At 62.5% G+C, this 19,298-nt stretch carries 11 protein-coding genes; 8 read left to right on the top strand and 3 right to left on the bottom strand.

All coding sequences use genetic code 11. The features are described 5' to 3' along the window. Positions 1-92 precede the first annotated feature (92 nt). The 5 genes from EB809_RS01825 to EB809_RS01805 all read left to right on the top strand — a co-directional run bounded on the left by EB809_RS01825 (position 93) and on the right by EB809_RS01805 (position 11,320). A complete protein-coding gene (locus EB809_RS01825) occupies positions 93-869 on the top strand; it encodes a CLCA_X family protein (RefSeq protein WP_123632946.1) in 777 nt (258 codons plus the stop codon). A gap of 353 nt (positions 870-1,222) precedes the next feature. Further along, positions 1,223-4,549 (top strand): alkaline phosphatase family protein, encoded by a 3,327-nt coding sequence (locus EB809_RS01820; RefSeq protein ID WP_190294804.1) that lies wholly within the window; start codon positions 1,223-1,225, stop codon positions 4,547-4,549. Positions 4,550-4,666: 117 nt separating this feature from the next. Continuing rightward, positions 4,667-5,479, top strand: a complete 813-nt coding sequence (locus EB809_RS01815) for a gamma-glutamylcyclotransferase family protein (RefSeq protein ID WP_123632942.1) — start codon at positions 4,667-4,669, stop codon at positions 5,477-5,479. 49 nt (positions 5,480-5,528) lie between these two features. Continuing rightward, positions 5,529-6,242, top strand: coding sequence for a hypothetical protein (locus EB809_RS01810; RefSeq protein WP_123632940.1), 714 nt, complete (start codon positions 5,529-5,531; stop codon positions 6,240-6,242). A gap of 32 nt (positions 6,243-6,274) precedes the next feature. After that, complete coding sequence (locus tag EB809_RS01805) at positions 6,275-11,320, top strand: diguanylate cyclase domain-containing protein (RefSeq protein ID WP_123632938.1); 5,046 nt, start codon at positions 6,275-6,277, stop codon at positions 11,318-11,320. Between the two features lie 29 nt (positions 11,321-11,349). Here EB809_RS01805 and EB809_RS01800 read toward each other — a convergent pair whose 3' ends face one another. Beyond that, positions 11,350-11,844 carry a MarR family winged helix-turn-helix transcriptional regulator gene (locus EB809_RS01800; RefSeq protein ID WP_190294803.1) on the bottom strand — a complete coding sequence of 165 codons (495 nt, stop codon included), beginning with the start codon at positions 11,842-11,844 and terminating at the stop codon, positions 11,350-11,352. A 261-nt stretch (positions 11,845-12,105) separates the two neighbouring features. On the opposite strand from EB809_RS01800, the gene EB809_RS01795 reads away from it, so the two are divergent. Genes EB809_RS01795 through EB809_RS01785 form a run of 3 tightly spaced genes read left to right on the top strand, consistent with a single transcriptional unit; the run spans position 12,106 to position 15,414 of the window. Further along, the gene (locus EB809_RS01795) at positions 12,106-13,671 is read left to right on the top strand and encodes a DHA2 family efflux MFS transporter permease subunit (protein WP_123632934.1); all 1,566 of its coding nucleotides are present in this window, start codon (positions 12,106-12,108) and stop codon (positions 13,669-13,671) included. A gap of 46 nt (positions 13,672-13,717) precedes the next feature. Then, positions 13,718-14,923: an HlyD family secretion protein gene (locus EB809_RS01790; RefSeq protein ID WP_223807764.1), complete on the top strand. Its 1,206-nt coding sequence runs from the start codon at positions 13,718-13,720 to the stop codon at positions 14,921-14,923. Between the two features lie 56 nt (positions 14,924-14,979). Next, a complete protein-coding gene (locus EB809_RS01785; protein WP_123632933.1) occupies positions 14,980-15,414 on the top strand; it encodes a universal stress protein in 435 nt (144 codons plus the stop codon). Between the two features lie 42 nt (positions 15,415-15,456). Here EB809_RS01785 and EB809_RS01780 read toward each other — a convergent pair whose 3' ends face one another. Together EB809_RS01780 and EB809_RS01775 are read right to left on the bottom strand one after the other, a co-directional pair. Continuing rightward, entirely contained in the window at positions 15,457-16,668 is a 1,212-nt protein-coding gene (locus EB809_RS01780) for an MFS transporter (protein ID WP_123632930.1), read from the bottom strand. 177 nt (positions 16,669-16,845) lie between these two features. Further along, positions 16,846-19,281 (bottom strand): response regulator, encoded by a 2,436-nt coding sequence (locus tag EB809_RS01775; protein ID WP_123632928.1) that lies wholly within the window; start codon positions 19,279-19,281, stop codon positions 16,846-16,848. Between the last annotated feature and the right edge of the window lie 17 nt (positions 19,282-19,298).

The following is a 19,298-nucleotide window of genomic DNA, read 5'->3' as shown; positions in this document are numbered from 1 at the left end:
TTCGTTTGCTCCGCCATGCCATCGTTTGACTTCTTCCTTTCGTGATTTCAATATGGCTGTATATTTAAACAGTATTCACGAAGTCCCTGTCTATGCCCCGAACCTTCTACCGCCGCGGCCCGGATCATCGTTCCGGCTCTGCCGTGTCTTTCCTCGATGTGCGCCGTCGCTTCCAGTTCCGCTCGGTGGAGATCGGGCGTTGGGTGACGGAGCCGGAGAAGGCGCGTAGCGCCGGGCTGTTCTATGACGCGCTCTGCGATCTGATGACGATTCTGGGTGGGACGGAGTCGCTGATTTCCCTGCGTGGGACCCTGGGGCTGCAATATGGCATCGGCGGGCAGCGGGGCGTGTCGGCGCATTACACACCGGCGACGCGGAGTTTTTCGCTGGCCAAAAATGCGGGGCCGGGCAGTATTGCCCATGAGTGGTTCCATGCTTTCGATCACTACATCTGCGACAAGCTTTATGCCGGCAGTCCGCCCGGGGCGTTTGCGTCCAAGCGATGGCTGGGCAAGGAGAAGGGCGATGAGCATCCCCTGAACCAGCGCCTTCAGGCCTGCTTTGCGGCGGTGATGCTGGATGAGAGCGGGGAGGCGCCCAGCGATCTGTTCCGGCAGTCGGTGACGGCGGACAAGGCGGCGGGCACATTGTATTTCAGCCTGCCGGAGGAGTTGTGTGCCCGCGCGTTCGAGGCCTTCGTGCAGGACGCCGACTGCAAGAATGCGTTCCTGGTCCGCGGTACGCGGGAAACGGACGAGGCGAAAATGGGCCTGTATCCGCGAGATGAGGAGCGGGCACGTATGAACCGCGCGTTCGCGACCTACTTTGGCACATTGGGCAAGGCGTTGCAGCGGGCTGAAGCGTCGTGATCGTTACGGGCTGAAGACGGAATCCCCATTAAATCCCGGCGCTTCATGCTGGCGGCCTCTGGCAACCCCATCTACGCTTTATCCAGTTCCGCTCTGCGGCGGACCAGCCGGCGTGTTGTTTGACGTTGCGCCAGGTTATGACTCCTGCGAATAACCAGTCCATGCGAGCCAATCCGAGACCGGAGGCATCCAGCCCACACCGGGACCCGGGCTTTGGCTTGTAAGAGTCTGGTGCTTCCAGGCAAAGGCTCCATCCGCAGATTGGATCGTGGACGTCCAGAAGCCCCATCAGGCGCGGTATGCCGTCGCGTATCGCACCCCGTATTGTAAATGCCGCTATCGAGGAGTCGGTTTTGCTGAATCAAGAAACGGAAGTCAGGCGTACGAGTGTCGATATTGGGTTGGGATACGACCACGAGATCGAAGGTCTGTTTCAGTTCGGCGATGATGGCCCCTCACTGGAAGATGCGATCACCTTTGTATTCAGCCAGACCCTGCAACGCGACGGCTATTTCGGTTCCTGGGCCCAGGCGTATCGCAACGGGAATGGCCAATACCGGCTGAAGATGACCAGTCCCTGCGATGACATGACCCCCTACGAAACGCTGGTGCCTCATTACATTGCGGCAGGCCGGGAGGCGCAGGCCAGCTACTACGGGAATATTCCCTATTCGGCACGTGAAGGCTGGGAATTCCTGTTGCCGTTCGGGCTGGCGATGGCGAACGTGAAGTCGGTCCAGCTGCTGCACTTCCCGCCGCTGGAGACGTTTACTTACCGCGATTACCTGTATTCCCCAACCAACCGGCGTTGGGAATGTCTGCTGGCGCAAAACGGGTTTAACGGTGCCCATAACCACCAGGTCGAACGCATTGTGGATGTGGCGCCGGTCGCCGCTCCCGGCGGCGCAGGCGAGGAACTGGAGGATTACAACGAAGACTTTATTCCCTACGCCAAGGCGCAGTTGCGTAACTTCCTGCGCCCACTGAGCGAGACGGGCAATACCCGGACCCAACCCGTGGTCGCCTATGGCGAGCCCGTCCACAGCTGGCTCACGCAGGCGTTTCATCTCGAGCAGACGCCCGCCGTTCTGGACATCGTTGAGCTGTCGATTCTGCCGACGGAGGAGGGCCAGCCCGCGGCGAAAACCTGGGTACTGTGCGCCAATCACCCCAGCGAGTACCTCTACGATACGGACCTGCCGCTCAGTGATGCCTTTAAGCCCAATGGCGACTATCCGCCCCCGATCACCGTTATGTGCCAGGATTTGATCGCCGCTGGCTGGCAGGCCCACATGGCAGAGCACCCCGATCACGATCCGCACCGGGTGCTGGCCGGCTTCGCAGAAAAATGGGGCTGGGATGCGAGCACCGGTACGGTCAAAAAGGACAAGGCCGATGCCATCCTGGCGATCATGAAAGAGCAGAACCAGGCGTTCGGCTACGACAACAACAGCTTCACCCCGACCGAGGCGCAGTCCCGGGCCACGGCGTTCGTCCTGCAGCGCCAGGCCGATGCGGATCGTTACGCCGCCTACGCCTTCGAACCCGGCGCCGATCAACCCTTCAGTCAGATTGCTATGGCCGATCACGCCCGTTTCCCGGCCCGCGACCGGCTGACGCAGGTTGGGGGCTACCTGCTGGCCTGGACGCCGCCAACCGCGGATGATGACGCCATCCATTACCGCCTGCTGAAGTACGACCGGGACAGCGGCAACCCGCTGGCGGAAAAAACGCTGGCCTATGGCACCTGGGGCCGTGAAAAGTTCTTCGGCGACTACCGCCCGAATTTCGGCGCCTCATTCGAACAGATCGAACTGATTGGGTTGCCGGGTTACGTGCTGAGCATCATTCCCGCGGCCGGGCGGCGCACCTACCAACTGTGGCACTTTGACCCCCAGGCGGAATACGACTGCCTGTCCGCGGGTGAATTCAAGAGCGGCGGCTTCCGGGACATTGCGGCGGACCGGGAGCTCCATCCCATCGGCAACACCATGCTGGATCGCAAGGGAGCGGACTACCGGATCTGGAGCATCGATCCGCAGTCCAACCCGCCGCTGGCATTGCCCACGGTGCAGGCTGGCACCTGGACGGCGATTGACGAGCACGATGCCATGGCCGTTGTTGGGGAGCACGTGGTCACCTGGAAGCCCGGCGATCTGTCTGCCGGATGTCGCATCTGGCGCTTTGATGCCCGCCGCGAGAACCCATTAGGGAACGAGCCGGAAAATACCGCTGCCTTGCCGCCTGGCTTTGACGGCCAGTCAACCCTGTTCGGCGCGTTGCCCAGCCAGCCGGTCGATGCCTTCCGGCAGAAAACCCCCGGCACCATCGAGTTCATGCGCCGGGAGATAGAACACGTCGTTTACTACATGCTGGAGAGCCGTTCCTTCGACAACGTGCTGGGCTGGCTGTATGAACGCGGCCGCCAGGACGGTTTGAACTGGGTCGGCCCCGATGCCGAAGGCTTCCGCGGGCTGGATATGTCCATGAGCAACCCGATGCCGGACGGGACGCCGGCATTCGTCAGCCAGTACCAGAACGGCGAACTGAGTGACCGGTTTGTGCTCGGCGGTCCGGCCCAGGACCCCTGGCACGACAACAGTGACGGGCTGATGCAGATGTTCCATGGCTACGAGGGCTACGCGAAGCGCGACGCACCGACCATGAACGGCTTTGCCTGGAACCAGGACAGTGCAGCGGTGTTGTCCAGCTTCACGCCGCATCAACTCTCGGTACTCAATGGCCTGGCCAAGGCGTTTGCCGTGAGCGACGACTGGTTCAGTTCCATTCCCGGCGGTACCGACGTCAATCGGGGGTTCTCAGTCAGCGGTTCCGCCTATAACCGCCTGGGTTCCTGGGAAGGGGGCAACGCCTATGAGGATTGGCCCGACGAGGCGCACCGACAGTCGCTCTGGAAAACCCTGTGGAGCCACGGCCACCAGGACTGGAAGATCTACTACAGCATTCTCTGGGACCAGGCGGTCTTCACCTATCAACTCTACCTCAAGGGCCAGATTCCCGAGGTGGATGCCGCCTGGGCCAAAGCGGTTCTGGAGGCAAAAGGTGGAAGCAATCTGCCCAGCTCGCGCTGGATCGCACCGCTCCAACAGTTCTTTGATGACGTGAAGGACGACAACCTGCCGCGATTCAGTTATCTGGAGCCGGCGTGGGTCGGGGAGGCGTGCACCTCCTATCACCCGGGATCGTCATCGAGCGGGATTGACTCGGTGGTGCCCGCAGAGCGGGCGCTCAACCAGATCTATGAGGCCCTGCGCAGTCGTCCGGAGGTGTGGTCGAAAACCCTGCTGGTAGTGACCTTCGACAAGAACGGTGGCCTGTTCGATCACGTGGCGCCGCCCTATGCCCGTAAGCCGTGGCCCAACGACCGGGCGGACGGCTTTGAATTCGACCTGATGGGCCCGCGGGTGCCGGCGATCTTCGCGTCTCCCTGGATTCAGTCGCAGACGGTTCTGCGCAGCCCGAACGGGGAGGGCTTCGACTCGACGTCCTTCGCCGCGACCCTGCTCAACTGGTTCGGCATTACGCCGCCAACCTGGGGCCTGGGAGATCGCATCCGGAACGTACCGACCTTCGAATCGGTGTTCACCCGGAGCCAGCCCAGGGAGACAGCGCCCACACTCTCGGTGCCATTTGACAAGAATTTTCCCAGGAATGCGTGAACCGTCGTGTTCCCGGACCTATTGTGTATGGATAACAGTCAATCGTGAGGGTAATCTTTGCACTTTCAAACGATCCCGATGATGGTTTTGATCGCAACCGGATAGTCGCCCGTTTTTATGTTTCATTACTTTGGCTTCGGTTCCAATATGAGCAGGCTCTCGCTGAAAGCCAAGGGCGTGGAGCCGCTGTCATCGAGACGGGCCGAATTGTCCGGCTGGCGTTTGCGCTTCAACGTACGGCACTTTTTTCGCCACGAGGGTGGCGTCGGCAATATCGAACGAACCGGCCATCCGGGCGATCGCGTGCTTGGCGTGCTTCATGAATGTCCGGATGACGCGTTGGACCTGCTGGATGCGGCCGAGGCCTGTGGTTATGGCTACGACCGGATCGAGGTGGCCGTCAAGCCGCAGCAACGGGCAGACGACAGCAGCCATGCGGTGTCGGCGCTGACGTATGTAGGCACGCCGGCGTTTATCGACGACCGCTGCCGGCCCAGTCGCCGCTACCTGAATATCGTGCTGGACGGCGCCCGCCAGGCGGAGTTGGACGAGGGCTACATCCGGGCGCTGGCCCGTCAGCCCACTCATGTGGTGGATGACTATCCCGAATTCACGCCACCGCCGGGCTCGTATCCGACCTTTACCCGGGACACGCTGGCCGCGCAGCCGCTCTTCACGGCGCTGTATGGTGCGGTGTTCGATATGACCGAAGCCCGGCACCAGCATGAGTTTCTGAAGGGCTTTTTCGGGGGGCGGGACATGACGCTGTTCCACCTCAAACGGCTGGACAGCAGCCGGGCTGAAGAAACGATGGAAGACATTCGCAATGGCCATCTGAATGCGGTCCAGAGGCAATACCTCAATGCCTATCTGAACGAATACGCTCGAGAGTATCGCTACGTCGGTCGCTATGACTATCGACAGGACTGAACCGCTATCAACCCGATCGAACGACGATCAACTAGACCGAGGAATCTGCATGTCGTCTTTCCCGAGTGCCCTGGCTCACAGCGCCATCCAAGCGGCTTTTACCGACGTGTTTGTCGTTAGCGGTGCCATGGAAACCGTACTGATGGACCTGGACTGGCAGTTCAGCCGCAACATGACCATCGTCCGGGATGGTGAGCGCCTGATCCTGATCAACACCGTGCGACTGGATGACGCCGGTCTAGCCGAACTCGATCAGCTGGGCCAGGTCACCGATGTCATTCGCCTCGGTGCATTGCATGGGCGGGACGATGCCTTCTACGTGGATCGCTATAACGCCCGCTACTGGGTGATGCCGGGCCTGGAGTCGGATAACGACGACGCCACGCAGACCCTGAGCGAGTCCTCGCCGCTGCCGATCAGCGATGCTTCCCTGTTCCGGTTTGAAACCTCCAACGTTCCCGAGGGCATCATCCACCTGGACCGCGACGGCGGGATCCTGATTGCCTGCGATGCCCTGCAGAACTGGTTGGGGCCGGATGAGCACTTCTGCGATGCATCCCGCGAGCGTATGGAAGGCATGGGCTTTTTTGCACCGGCCAACGTCGGCCCGGTCTGGATGCAGGCCGCCGAACCGGAAGCCCGGGATTTCCAGCGCCTGCAGACGCTCAGTTTCCGACACGCCCTGTGCGGCCACGGCGAACCGCTGTGTGACACGGCCCGGGAGTCGTTCAGCGCGACGTTCGACCGTCTGTTCCCGGGTTGAGCCAGCCCCTCATCGAGAGCGAGACGTCCCCGATGCTGAGCCATCTGCAACTGCCCGGATATCGCACCCTCTCATGCCTGTGGCGCCACTCGGGGAGAGTCGCCTTTGGCGCGCAGCGTTTATCGGACGGGGTGGACGTCACCATCGAGACGCTGGACACCGACTACCCGGACCGAAAGCAGGTGGCCGCGCTTCACTATGAAGCCCGCATTGCCACCCGGTTGGCGGGGGTGGGCGGCGTGCGCAGCATCAACGAGGTGCTGCCCTATGGCAGCGGCAACCTGGCGCTCGTTTCGGATCCCTACGATCGCTCGCTGGCCTCGATACTGGCTCGGCGTGACGACCGGCGCCTGCCTGTGGGTGAGGTGCTCGACATCGCCCAGAAGCTGGCCCGTATCCTGGGCGATATCCACGGACAGGATATGGTGCACAAGGCGCTGTCTCCCAATAATGTCCTGGTCGATACGCGTCGCGACGTGCTCGCACTCATCGGCTTTGGCGTCGCCTCAGAGCTGGGGCAGGAGCCGCAGACCACCGATCTGTTCAGCCAGCTGGAGGGGCTGTTGCCCTACATGTCACCGGAGCAGACCGGGCGCATGAACCGGAGCCTGGATTACCGCTCCGATTACTATTCCCTTGGGGTCCTGCTGTTCGAGTTGCTGACTGGCGAGACGCCCTTTACCGCCGACAACACCCTGGAATGGGTGCATGGCCATATCAGCCGTCTGCCGCCATCCCCCATGGAGTTACGGTCGGACATCCCCGAGCCGCTGGCCGCCATCATCCTGAAGTTGCTATCCAAGTCACCGGAAGAGCGCTACCAGAGTAGCCATGGTCTTTTGCACGACCTCTCTCGCTGCGTCACCGCGATCCGCCAGGGCGAATCGCCCGCGACCTTTACCCTGGGGGAGCAAGACCACCGTCAGAAATTCCTGGTTCACCAGGCCCTGTATGGCCGGGATCAGGAGCTGCACGCGCTGCTGGATCTGTTCGAACAGGTGGTGAACGGTCATACCCGATTCTGTCTGGTGCATGGCTATTCGGGTGTCGGTAAGTCTGCCCTGGTGAATGAGCTCGATCGCTATCAGATTCGCGAACGGGGCTTTCTGGTACAAAGCAAGTTTGATCAGTTCCAGCACGGCGAAGCCTATTCGGCCCTGGCCGCCACCTTTCGGGCTCTGGTTCAGCAGGTGTTGCTGGAGCCGGAGGAAAAACTGGCAGAGTGGCGGGCACGGCTGGTTGAGGCGCTCGGGCCGAACGGTGCCCTGGTGATCGACCTGGTTCCCGAGCTGACGCTGATCATTGGCGAGCAACCGCCGGTGGTCGAGTTGCCACCGGCGAAAAGCCGCAACCGGTTGCAGCTGGTGTTGAGTGCGTTTCTGCGTGTATTTGCCGGGCGCGGGCATCCGGTCGTGCTGTTCCTCGACGACCTTCAGTGGAGCGATACACCCACGCTTGAGCTGCTGCGCCGGATTGTCACCGCCAAGGATCAGAGCCATCTGCTGCTGATCGGGGCCTATCGCAGCAACGAAGTGGGGCCAGGGCATCCGTTGCGGGGGCTGCTGGACGAGCTGGGCAGCCACCAGCGCATCCATCAGATCCCGGTCGGTCCGCTGGACAAGTCCTCGGTGGAGCAGTTGGTAGCGGCGACCCTGCGATGCGATGTCAGCGCCAGTCAGGACCTGAGTGATATGCTCTATCACCGGGCGCTGGGCAATCCCTTCTTCACCAATGAGTTGTTGCGTGAGCTGCATGCCCAGGGCGCGATCTGGGCGGATTTGGCCAGCGGGCAGTGGCATTGGCAACTCGACCGGGCCAGTTGGGAGGATGCCAGCCAGGATGTGGTCGAGTTCATGCTGGACAGCCTGCGGCAGCTGCCCGCCGAGACGCAGCAGGCGCTGCAACTGGCGGCCTGCATCGGCAACACCTTCACGCTCGAGACACTCGCCACCATCTACGAGCATTCGGTGGCGGACACCGCCCGGGCGCTGCTGCCCGCCTTGAGGCAGTACACGATCGTGCCCCTGCACGGCGATTACCGGCTTGCCAGCCAGGCGGATGAGGGGCTGTCGATCAACCCCAGCTACCGTTTCCAGCACGACCGGGTCCAGCAGGCCGCCTACCAACTCGTCGAGCCGGAAGATCTCCCCGGCAAGCACCTGATGATCGGCCGCCTGATGTTGCGCCACGGAGGAGGGCGGGCCGCCGACGATCAACTGATCGATATCGTCAACCACCTCAACCAGGGGCGAACGCTGATCGATGCGGACGATGAGCGCCTGCGGCTGGCGGAATTCAATCTCCGCGCGGGTCGCCGCGCCCGTGAAGCCTCGGCCTACGAATCCGCACTGGGCTATCTCAAGGTGGCGGCTGACCTGTTGTCGGACGACGCCTGGACACGCCACCCGTCACTGATGGGCCCGCTGGCCACCGAAATGCAGTTGTGTCTCTACTTGACCGGGCGTACCGACGACGCCGATCACTGGCTGGCCATCCTGCTGGATCACGCGCAATCCGATCTGGAGCGCGCCGATGTACTGGCCACGCGAACCCGACAGAACGCCACGCTGGGCCGGATGAATGCGTCGATACAGGCCGCCATTGAGGGGCTGGCGCTGCTGGGTGTTGATTTCACCGAGCATCCCGGCCAGGCGGACATCGACCGGGAGCGTCAGCTCGTGGATCACTACCTGGCCGGCCGGGCTATTGCCGACCTGGTCGACGCGCCGACTATCGATGATCCGGCCACCCTGACGGCCATGCGCCTGTTGATGGAAATTTTCGCCGCCGCGTTCCTGTCCGGCAGCACGCTGTTCAGTTACCTGGTGCTCAAGGCGGTGAACCTGGCGCTGCACCGGGGTAACTGTCCGGAATCCGCATTCGCCTACGCCGCCTACGGCATGCTGCTGTGTGGCGAACTGGACGAGCCGGCCCTTGGCTACCAGTACGGTAAAGTGGGATTGGCGATCAACGAGAAGCTGGATGATCTCAGCCTGAGGGCTCGGGTCATCTATGTGTACGCCATGTTCGTCCACCACTGGAGTAATCACTGGGCCACACTCACGCCCTGGTTTCGCAAAGGGATTGAGGCGGGCTACCAGTCCGGTGACCTGCTGTACCTCGCCTACAGTGCCCAGGACTGCGTGATCTGGGATCCGGGCATGGATCTGGAAACCGCCCGACAGCTCCATGAGGATAACCTCGAGATCGTCCGTGAGTGCGCGTATCAGGATTCCCTCGACTCCGGCACGCTGTTCCTGCAACTGCAGCGCAACTTTCTGGGTGACACCGAAGCGCCGTCCAGCCTGAGCAGTGAGGACTTCGACGAGCAGCAGTGCCTGGCGGCCATGAACGAGCGCCGGTTCCTGACGGGCATTGCCAACCACACTATCTACAGCGCCGAAATCAACCTGCTGTATGGCCATTACGAACGGGCGCTGAGCTTCATCGAAAAGCAGGACGCGCTGATCAAATCCTCGATGTCGCTGCCGCAGCTGGTGCGGTTTTACATCGTGGCCAACCTCACGCTCTCGACGCTGTATCCGGAAATGGATCGGGCCAACCAGCAGGTCACCCGGGAACGGCTCGAGCGCGATCTGGCACGCATGACCCGCTGGGCCGATAACTGCGAAGCCAATTTCCGCCATTTGCAGTGGCTGATGACCGCGGAGCTCGCCCGCCTTGACGGTGATAACGACGCCGCGCTGGCCGGTTACGACGCGGCCATTGATGCCGCCCGCAATGGCGGATTCCTGCGCGACGAGGCCACCGCTTACGAGCGGGCCGCCCGACATCTGCTGGCGCAAGGCAAGGGCCGGGCGGCGGAAGGCTACCTGCGGGGGGCCTACGGTATGTACAACCGCTGGGGCGCCCAGCGCAAGATGGCGCACCTGGAAGCGGAATTTCCGGTGCTGGGCGAACTGGGACAGACCCCCGTCAAAGCCCTGGGGAGTGACCTGTCCGACCTGGACCTGGCGTCGGTCATGCGGGCCTCCCGGGAGATTTCCGGCGAGATGGTGCTGGACCAGCTTCTCCAGAAAACCCTCGCCATCCTGCTGCAGAATGCCGGCGGTCAGTGGGGCTGTCTGATCGTGCGCACTGAAGGGCAATGGGTCGTCGAGGCGGCCATCTTGCCGGAGCAGCGTCCTTCGCACGCCAATATCCCGCCCGCGTTCCTGTTGAGCGATCCTCAAGGCGTTGATATACCCGTACCAATGAGCCTGATCAGTCAGGTGTTCCAGCGCGACGAGGCGACGGTCCTGCACAACGCGTCCATTCAGGGTTCGTTCGTGAACGACCCTTACATGCTCCAACTTCAGCCCCGTTCCGTGCTGTGTGTGCCGATCAAGCGGGAACGTTTCGAGGCGGCTGTGTATATGGAGAACAATCTTGCCGATGGCGTCTTCACCGAGGCCCGGGTGGAACTGATTCAACTGCTGGCCGCCCAGGCTTCTGTGGCGATTGAAAACGCCGGGCTGTACGCCCAGGTCCAGGATTATTCCCATCGCCTGGAGGAAAAGGTGGCGGAACGCACCGCCGAGCTGGAATTGCTCAATGAAGAGTTGCAGCGGTTGGCGGATCGCGACGGCCTGACCGGCGTCGCCAACCGGCGCTCCGGCGATGCCTATCTGCGGGATACCTGGCTGCGGCAGCGGCGCAAACCGCAGCCGATGTCTGTGATCATGCTGGATGTGGACTACTTCAAACCCTTCAATGACGCTTATGGCCATCAGCGAGGGGACGATTGCCTGATCCAGGTGGCAGCGGCGCTGACCGGGGAATTACGTCGGTCGAGCGACATGGTCGTGCGCTACGGGGGCGAGGAGTTCATGCTGATCCTGCCGGAAACGGACCGTGACGGCGCCACGCAGGTGGCTGAAAATGCCCGTCTGGCGGTTGAGGCGTTGGGTATCGAACACAGCCAGTGCCCGTCTGGCGACCGCGTGACGGTCAGCGTGGGCAGCGCGACTACGATTCCCCGGGAAAATGGTAGCGTCGAAGCGTTGGTGTACGCGGCGGACCAGGCGCTCTATAAAGCCAAACAGAACGGTCGCAACCGCATCAGTATCGCCTCCTGACCCGGCCTTGCCGGGGGCGACGCCGGTCACTAAAGCTTATTTTCGTCCAGCATCCGGCACAGCCCTTCGTTGAGATCCCCGAGGGCGCGCACCAGTGCCTGCTGTTTGTCATCCGGCCAGTCGGCCACCATGGCGTCGACTTTCTCTTCCCGCATGCGACGCATCCGGGTTGCTTCCTCATGACCCAGCGCGGTCGCACACACCATACCGCCACGCCGGTCGCCGGGGTTGGGTTGCTTGCAGACCAGCCCGCGTGTCGTCATCACCGAGACCTGCCGGGTCACCGTTGACGCGTCCAGGCGCAGGCGTTCGGCGAGGCGGCTGACGTTCTGCGGACCGTCGCTCATCAGCAGGAGCAGCATCAGGTAGTGGGCCCGTTCCAGCGGATACTGCTGGTCGCGCTTGGTGGCTTCGAGCCAGCGCACCAGGAAGGCGAGTTCCTGTTCCAGGGTGGCCGGTGTGCTGGGAATGGCCGGCGCGCCGGTGCGTTGTGGGGTGGCTGTTCGGTCAGTCTCGCGCGACATGGCCGCTGTCCTTCGGTGGCTGTAGGTCCGGTCGGTGATTATCCGGGCCTGTACCGAACAATCAAATGACAAATATCGGTGCATGATACACAAATGTGACTTAGTCATCCATTGCTTTGAAAAGAGCGGCTATAGGCAAGGAGGCTCTTTAAATAAAGGGTATCAGTTGTCCCTGGATGATCAGAGGCATCCTTCGGTTCATTTACGGTTTGGCAATAATTTGTATAATACACAATCTTTGCCATTCATTGCCGGGGGCCCATGTCACAGCTTGAACAACTTTCCGAGCGTTACGGGGCCAGCTACCGGTGGCTGGTGACCCTGACCGTCCTGTTGGGACTGGTCGCGCTGGGGATGTCGATCACCATCGTTAACGTGGCGACGCCTTACATCAAAGGCGCCTTCGGCATGAGTTCGGATCAGGTGCAGTGGCTGTCCACCGGCTTTCTGGCGGCCACTACGGTATCGCTACTGATTGCGCCCTGGACGAGCCGTGCGTTCGGGCAGCGGGCGACCTACATGGGCGTGCTGCTGATCTTTATCGGGGCGTCTTTCCTGGGCGGTATGGCCACCAGCATGGAGGCCATCATTGCCGCGCGGATCATCCAGGGAGCCATGACGGGCCTGGTGCGGCCGGTGGCGCTGGAGGCGTTGTTCTCCGTGTACCCGCCGGAGCAACGGGGCATGGCGACCGCCATGTACGGCATGAGTCTGGGCCTGCCGCTGACGCTGGCCACGGTGGTCGGCGGCTGGCTGGTGGACGTCTACAACTGGCGCTACGTGTTCTTTATCGTCTCGCCGGTCTGCGTGGCCGCGATTGTGATGGGCTACTTCTTCCTGCCCGGGCGGGAAGAGACCGGGCCGCGGCCGCCGTTTGACTGGTTTGGCGCCGGCTCCCTGTTCGTCGCGATTTTCACCCTGCTGACTGCACTGTCCAACGGCCAGCGCTGGGGCTGGCATAGCGAAGCCGTAGTGGGGCTGCTGGTGTTCTCGATGGCGCTGGGGGCGCTGTTTGTCTGGTGGGAGCGCCGCACCGACAAGCCGCTGCTGGACCTGGCGATTTTTGGCCACAAGGGTTTCGTGATGGGCGCGCTGGCCCTGTTCCTGTTCGGGGGTGTGTTCTACGCCATCATGTACCTGTTGCCGCAGTTCGTGCAGGTGATCCTGCATTACGACCCGATCAGGGTGGGCGAGCTGTACCTGCCGTCGACCCTGGTCATGGCCATCCTGGTACCGATGGTGGGCAGGCTGAGCGACCGCTGGAAGCCCCATTACCTGACCCTGCCGGGGCTGTTCTTCGCGACCTGGGCGGTGGTGCGTATGGCGCAGGCGGATTGGCACACTTCCTTCGAGTCGCTGGCGATTTCCATGGCGCTGCTGAGCGTGGGCATGGCGGCCTTCCCGCCGCCGACGCTATCCCGGGGCATCGCGTCGTTGCCGCCTCACCTGATCGGTTTCGGGTCCGGGGCCATCAACTTTGCGCTGCAACTTGGCGGCGCCTTTGGTACGGCCGCGCTGGTCACCCTGCTCGACCAACGCACGCTGTTCCATTCGGATCACCTGACGGCCGGATTGAACGCCGGCAACAGCGTCGCCCTGCAGGCCTATTCGCAGCTTCAGCACGCCTACGATCAGGTGGGGACGCCGGATGCCTACCAGTCTTCGGCCGCCGCGGGCTTTCTGGCGAAAATGGATGCGATCTGGGCCCAGATCTATGCCTACCAGGACGGGTTCCTGATGATTGTCGTGGCGCTGGTGATTGTGGCGGTACCGTCCATCCTGCTCAGCCGCTGGTCCGGCTGGTCGGGCAAGACGCAGTCGTCCTGATCGCGCTCTAACGTTTTCTTTTCACTCTATTCGGACTTTCAAGACTATGGCAGAGACAAGCACTTCAGCAGACGGCCGGAACGAGACGCCAGCGGCAAAGAGCGCCGGGCGCGGCGGTCCTGGCCGCTGGATCAAACTGGGCATTGCGTTGCTGGTCGTCATCGCCCTGGTGGTCTGGATCGGGAAATGGTTCTACCACCAGCACACCCATGTCAGCGGTGACGATGCCCGGGTGATGACCCACCAGATTACCGTCAGCAGCCGGCTGGACGGCCGGGTCACGGATTTCTCCCTGATCGTGGGTGACAAGCTGGCCCAGGACGATGTGGTGGCGCGTTTGTACGATCGTCCTGACCAACTGCTGCTGGACAAACTCGAAGCCAAGGTGCGCCAGGTGCAGGCCCAGATGGATCTGGAAGAGCAGCAGATTGACCTGTCGACCCATCAGCTTAGCGGCGGCATCAAGGAAACCGAAGGCCAGCTGGACACTGACCTGGCAGCGGCCGACGCGGCCAAGGCGTCGATGGAAAAGGCCAAGCGAACCTACGAGCGCTCCAACCGGCTCTACAAAACCGGCACCGTCTCGGTCCAGAAGAAGGACGAGGATTACTACACCTACGAGGCTGCAAAAGCCGAATACCAGCGTGCTCAGCGCCAGGTGGCCGTTGATCGCAGCTCGCTGAGCAACGCCCGCAACGGCATGATGTCCGGCACCGCCATGACGCTGCAGAATCCGGAACTGCTCAAGGCCCAGTTGAATGTCACTCGTCAGTCGCTGGCCGAAGCCAAGGCGGAGCTGGGTCACCAACAGTTGCAGGTGGACGATCTGGTGGTGGACAGTCCGATCGACGGCATCGTCGACAAGACCTTCGTGGAGCAGGGCGAATACGTGTCGGCCGGTCAGCCGCTGCTGATGATGCACGCGCCGGACAACGTCTGGGTGGAAGCCAATATCAAGGAAACCAAGGTGCGCGACCTGCACCCCGGCCAGCCGGTCGAGATCGCTGTGGACGCCTACCCGGATATGCACTTCCAGGGGCATGTGCAGGTCATCGGTCATGCGGCCACCAGTCAGTTTGCGTTGCTGCCCAACCCCAACCCGTCCGGCAACTTCACCAAGATTACCCAACGCATCCCGGTGCGTATTGCCATCGACAAGGGGCCGCTCAAGCAGCTCAGTCCGGGCATGATGGTGGTGGTTGATATCGACATCAGCGGCAACGGTTCAGCAGCGCAAACCGCAAGCCGCTAGACTGGTATCAAAGACCCGGGAAACGGGCGATCAACCACAGGCGAAGGAGTGAGGGGATGTACCAGCGTATTGTCCTGGCATTTGACGGTTCGGTGGAGGGACGTGCGGCGCTGGCCGAGGGTATGGCCCTGGCCGCGTTGTGCGATGCGAAGGTCCATTTGTTGTCGGTGCTGGAGCTGACCGGCTCCGCCGGATTCGGCGAGGGCATTCACCCGATCGACGACTTCGACGACGATCAGTTGGGCTACCTGCGCAAACTGGTGGATGAAGGCCTGGAACAGTTGCGCGCCTCGGATGTCCACGACCCGGAAGGGCACGTGGCATTCGGCGATCCGGTGGAACACATCGCCGGCCTGGCCAAGGAGATCAAGGCGGACCTGGTTGTGGTCGGCCACCGTCACCAGGGCTTGTTGGCGCGCTGGTGGCAGGGTTCACTCAGCCGGGCGCTGCTGGATGAAGTGGACTGCAGTATTCTGGTGGCGATGAACTGAAGCCCCTCGGCCCGGGCTGGCGAGGGGTGAGGAGACAGGCCGCTAGTCTGACTTCTGCAGCTCGCCCGTTTCCTGAACCCGCGGCTCGGTGAGCCAGAACAGCACGCCGGTGGCCCCCAGTGCCATACCCAATGCACAGGCGCCGGTCCAACCGGCGAATTGGAACAGATAAGCGGCGCCCGCCGAACCGGCGCCGCCGCCCAGGAAGTAACAGGTCATGTAGGCCGTCGTGATGCGGCTGCGGGCTTCCGGGCGGATCTGGTAGATGGCACTCTGGTTGAGGATCTGGTTCCCCTGGACCCCCAGGTCGAGCACGATGATGCCGATGATGATCGCCGTCAGACTCTCCGGCAGCACCGCCATCAGCACAAACGACAGCCCCATCAGCGCCTGGAACAGACCGGTGCCGATCCGGGAATAGCCTTTGTCGTGAAGACTGCCCGCCAGGTTGGCGCACAGAGCTCCCGCCACGCCCAGCAAACCGAACAGCCCGATGACCGAATCGGGAGAGTGATACGGCGCTTGTGCCAGCAGGAACGGAATCGTCGTCCAGAACGCGCTGAACGACGCAAAGCCCAGCGCGCCGTAGATAATGCGCCGGCGCAGCAGGGCTTCCTCCTGCATCAGCGTGATCACCGACAGCAGCAGCCGACCGTAGGGCATCTTCGACTGGGGCGGTTCTTCCGGCAGCAGACGACGCAGTGCCAGGGCCTGCAGCAGCATGATGCCCGCGCCGATCCAGTAAACCGTGCGCCACCCCAGCAGGTCGGCGATACCACCGGACACCACCCGGGCCAACAGGATGCCCAGCAGCAAGCCGGTCATGACCCGGCCCACGACGCGCCCGCGCTCGGCATCGCTGGCCATGTGTGCGGCGAACGGCACCAGAATCTGAGCCACCACAGCGGTGATCCCGGTGATCAGGGCCGCCAGGATGAACAGGCTGCTGGTGGGCGCCAGAGCCATGCCGATCAGCGACAACACCGTCACGCCGGTAATCACCGTAATCAGTCGACGCCGTTCCAGCAGGTCGCCCAGCGGGACCAGCAGCATCAGCCCGGCGGCGTAGCCGAGTTGGGTCATGGTGATGATGATGCCGGCGGTGCCGCGGCTGATGTCGAAATCCCGGGCCAGGGTGTCCAGCAACGGCTGCGCGTAATAGATGTTGGCCACGGCCAGGCCACAGGCCACGGCCATGACGAAGGTCAGCAGATCATTGGGACGCAGGCTCGGAACGGCCGGATTCTCGGACATGTCGGTCAGTCTTCCCTGGCAGAAGCAGTGGGTAAATTCGGAAACAGGATTGCAGCGGGCCGGCGCCGGCTGTGGGATTACCGCCACGGCAGGCGGCCGCCCAGTATACCGCAGTTACGGTCTGGGCGGGCGGACCGCTCACGTTGCCGGGATCATGGAATGAGGGGCAGGGTGAACTCAGGTAGCCGCGGAGTACTGCATGGTCAGCCCCGGCTTCTGGATAAAGTAGCCCTGGAAATAGCGGATGCCGCGCTCCCAGAAGCGGGATAGAACCCGCGCATCCTCGACACCAGTCACGATGATGGGCACCGTCGTTCCCAGGAAGCTCCGCAGCTCATCGATAAAGGCATCCAGTTCCGCCGTTTGCTCGCTGTGGCGGCCCAGTTCGGAGTTGAGTTTCACGAAGTCCACCGGCCCCACGTCACGCAGCATCTGGATGATGTTGCTGCCCGGCGTCACGTGCTCGATGATCACGCCACAGCCCATTTCCTGGAGTGTCCGGAACAGCTTGCGGGCGCGCGGTACGTCCTTGATCACGATGGGCAGGGAAAAGGCAAAGTAGATGCGGCGCTGGCCCTTGATGCGCGAGCCACGGATGACGTTGGTGATGAACGGCTGCATCCGCTCCACATCTTCCAGCGGCGAGGACAGCTTGACGATCACCGCCTGGGACGCAGACGCCTTGCCTTCGAGTTGCACGAGGCTGGAAATGGCATTCTGGATGACCCAACGGTCCAGTTCGTAGAAGTTGCTGCGGTTGCCCGAGGGTAACCAGGGCAGGAACTGGTGCGGCATGTAGACCACCTGATCGTCGTCCACCAACCGGACCAGGGCTTCGGACAGGGTTTCCTCGTTGTCCATGTTCATCACCGGCTGGAAATGCAGGGTGAAGGCCCGGGCATCGATCAGGTTACGGATCTGGTCCGTCAGCCCGTTGTGTCCGGGGGCGGCCTCCTCGCGATGCCATTCCAGGCCGCCGCTTCCCGCCTTGAGCGCGCGGGCGCAGGCGGATTCGACATGGGCCAGGACCTGATCCAGGTCCCGGGCATGATCCAGGTGCATCACGCCCATGGAAAGCGTTACCGGTTTGCCGCCCTGGCCGGGAGACCAACGCTGACGGTTCAGTTCGGTATGGAACTGCTCGAGGGCGCTGTCCGCGGACTGGCCTTCCGGTACATCGAACAGCAGCAGGAAATAGCCTCCGCCCAGGTTGCAGCCCCGGCCGTGGATCCGCGAGTGGCCGGCCACATAGGATTCCAGCCGGCCATTGAGGTTGAGCATCGCGCGCATGCCATGGCGGGCCTTGAGGTATTCCTCGTTGTCGATGGCCAACTGGATCAGGTAATACGGATGTGCCGCACCTTCGGCATCCAGCGTGGCCATGCGCTGTTCCAGCCGGTTGATGAAATAGTCCTGGTTTTGCAGGCCGCTGGGGGCGTGGCGCTGGCTGAGCAGGTCGATGCGGGCGCCAATCAGCTGGGCGCGAACGATCTGGGACTGCAGACCGTGCAGGAAGTCCTCGTCATCCAGCGGCTTCTGGAAATAGGCGTTGCCGACGATGCTGTCCTGGCCGTGCCGTGCCTGCAGATCCTCGGACGCCGAGACGAAAATCAGCGGAATGGTCATGTAGCGAGGATCCTGGCGCAGGATGCGGGCCAGTTCGAAACCGTTGCAGCCGGGCATCTGGTAGTCCAGCACGACGACGTCCGGCTCGAACTGCTCGATCCGTTCCAGCAGGCGCACCGACTGGGACAGGACATCCACTTCATAACCGCGGTTGGTGAGCAGGTCCTGGTAGTAGCCCAGCAGATCCTTGTCGTCGTCGACCCAGAGTACGCGAGGCCGGACGTGACAGGTCGCCTCGTGAATCTGGTCGATGCGCCGGGCCAGGAAGTTCATGTCCAGTGGCTTGGTCAGGAACACGTCGGCGCCGGCCTGCAGGGCGCGCATGCGGGCCACCATATCCGTGCGTGCCGACATGATGGCAACCGGCACCTTCGAGCCCACATGGCCTCGCAACCGCTCCAGCCAGGCGAGGCCTTCCAGCGGCCCCTGCGGAAAGCCGACGTCCAGCAGGATCATCTGGTAGACGCGCTCCCTGGCGTGCTCGGAGTAGGCTTCGGGATCGGCAAAGGTGTGTACGGTGTAGCCAAGATCGGTGAGGCCCCGGTCCAACTGCGCCGCCTGGTCCGCATCATCCTCGATGACCGCAATATGAAACGCTCCGCGGTCGCCCGGACGGTTGGTCGCGGTGGCGGCCGGTTCGGCCGCGTCCTCGCTGGCTACCGCCTCGTCAACGGCCTGCTCCAGACGGGCCAGGGCGTCGGTAATGTGCTGACGTTCCAGGGCGTTGGCTTCCAGGTGAAGCTGGACATCCACCAGCCGCTTTTCCAGCGCGCCGGCGGTCAGGGTGATGGCCGGGAAACGGAATGTGGTACCGCTGCCGGTCAGCTTGTGGACGGCATGCACCATGTAATTCAGCACTTTGGAATCCCAGCTGACGTGGCGCAGTCGATCCCAGGCCGTTCGAATCTGACGGATTCGTTGCGGTAACCCCTGGATGTACTGTTGTCTGAGCTGAAGAAATTTCTGGTCGGCGTTACTATCAGCCATCGAGCCTGTTTCCTGCC

The organism is Marinobacter sp. R17, assembly GCF_003789045.1.
Lineage (GTDB): Bacteria > Pseudomonadota > Gammaproteobacteria > Pseudomonadales > Oleiphilaceae > Marinobacter_A > Marinobacter_A mangrovi.
Note: the sequence above shows the minus strand (reverse complement) of the source record. Positions and strands in the feature narration are given on the sequence as shown.

What these genes read in the sequence shown, in the direction of transcription:
- EB809_RS01795 (WP_123632934.1), top strand. Translation starts at nt 12,106, where the DNA reads ATGTCACAGCTTGAACAACTTTCCGAGCGTTACGGGGCCAGCTACCGG.
- EB809_RS01805 (WP_123632938.1), top strand. Translation starts at nt 6,275, where the DNA reads ATGCTGAGCCATCTGCAACTGCCCGGATATCGCACCCTCTCATGCCTG.
- EB809_RS01785 (WP_123632933.1), top strand. Translation starts at nt 14,980, where the DNA reads ATGTACCAGCGTATTGTCCTGGCATTTGACGGTTCGGTGGAGGGACGT.
- EB809_RS01825 (WP_123632946.1), top strand. Translation starts at nt 93, where the DNA reads ATGCCCCGAACCTTCTACCGCCGCGGCCCGGATCATCGTTCCGGCTCT.
- EB809_RS01800 (WP_190294803.1), bottom strand. Translation starts at nt 11,844, where the DNA reads ATGTCGCGCGAGACTGACCGAACAGCCACCCCACAACGCACCGGCGCG.
- EB809_RS01775 (WP_123632928.1), bottom strand. Translation starts at nt 19,281, where the DNA reads ATGGCTGATAGTAACGCCGACCAGAAATTTCTTCAGCTCAGACAACAG.
- EB809_RS01810 (WP_123632940.1), top strand. Translation starts at nt 5,529, where the DNA reads ATGTCGTCTTTCCCGAGTGCCCTGGCTCACAGCGCCATCCAAGCGGCT.
- EB809_RS01790 (WP_223807764.1), top strand. Translation starts at nt 13,718, where the DNA reads ATGGCAGAGACAAGCACTTCAGCAGACGGCCGGAACGAGACGCCAGCG.
- EB809_RS01780 (WP_123632930.1), bottom strand. Translation starts at nt 16,668, where the DNA reads ATGTCCGAGAATCCGGCCGTTCCGAGCCTGCGTCCCAATGATCTGCTG.
- EB809_RS01815 (WP_123632942.1), top strand. Translation starts at nt 4,667, where the DNA reads ATGTTTCATTACTTTGGCTTCGGTTCCAATATGAGCAGGCTCTCGCTG.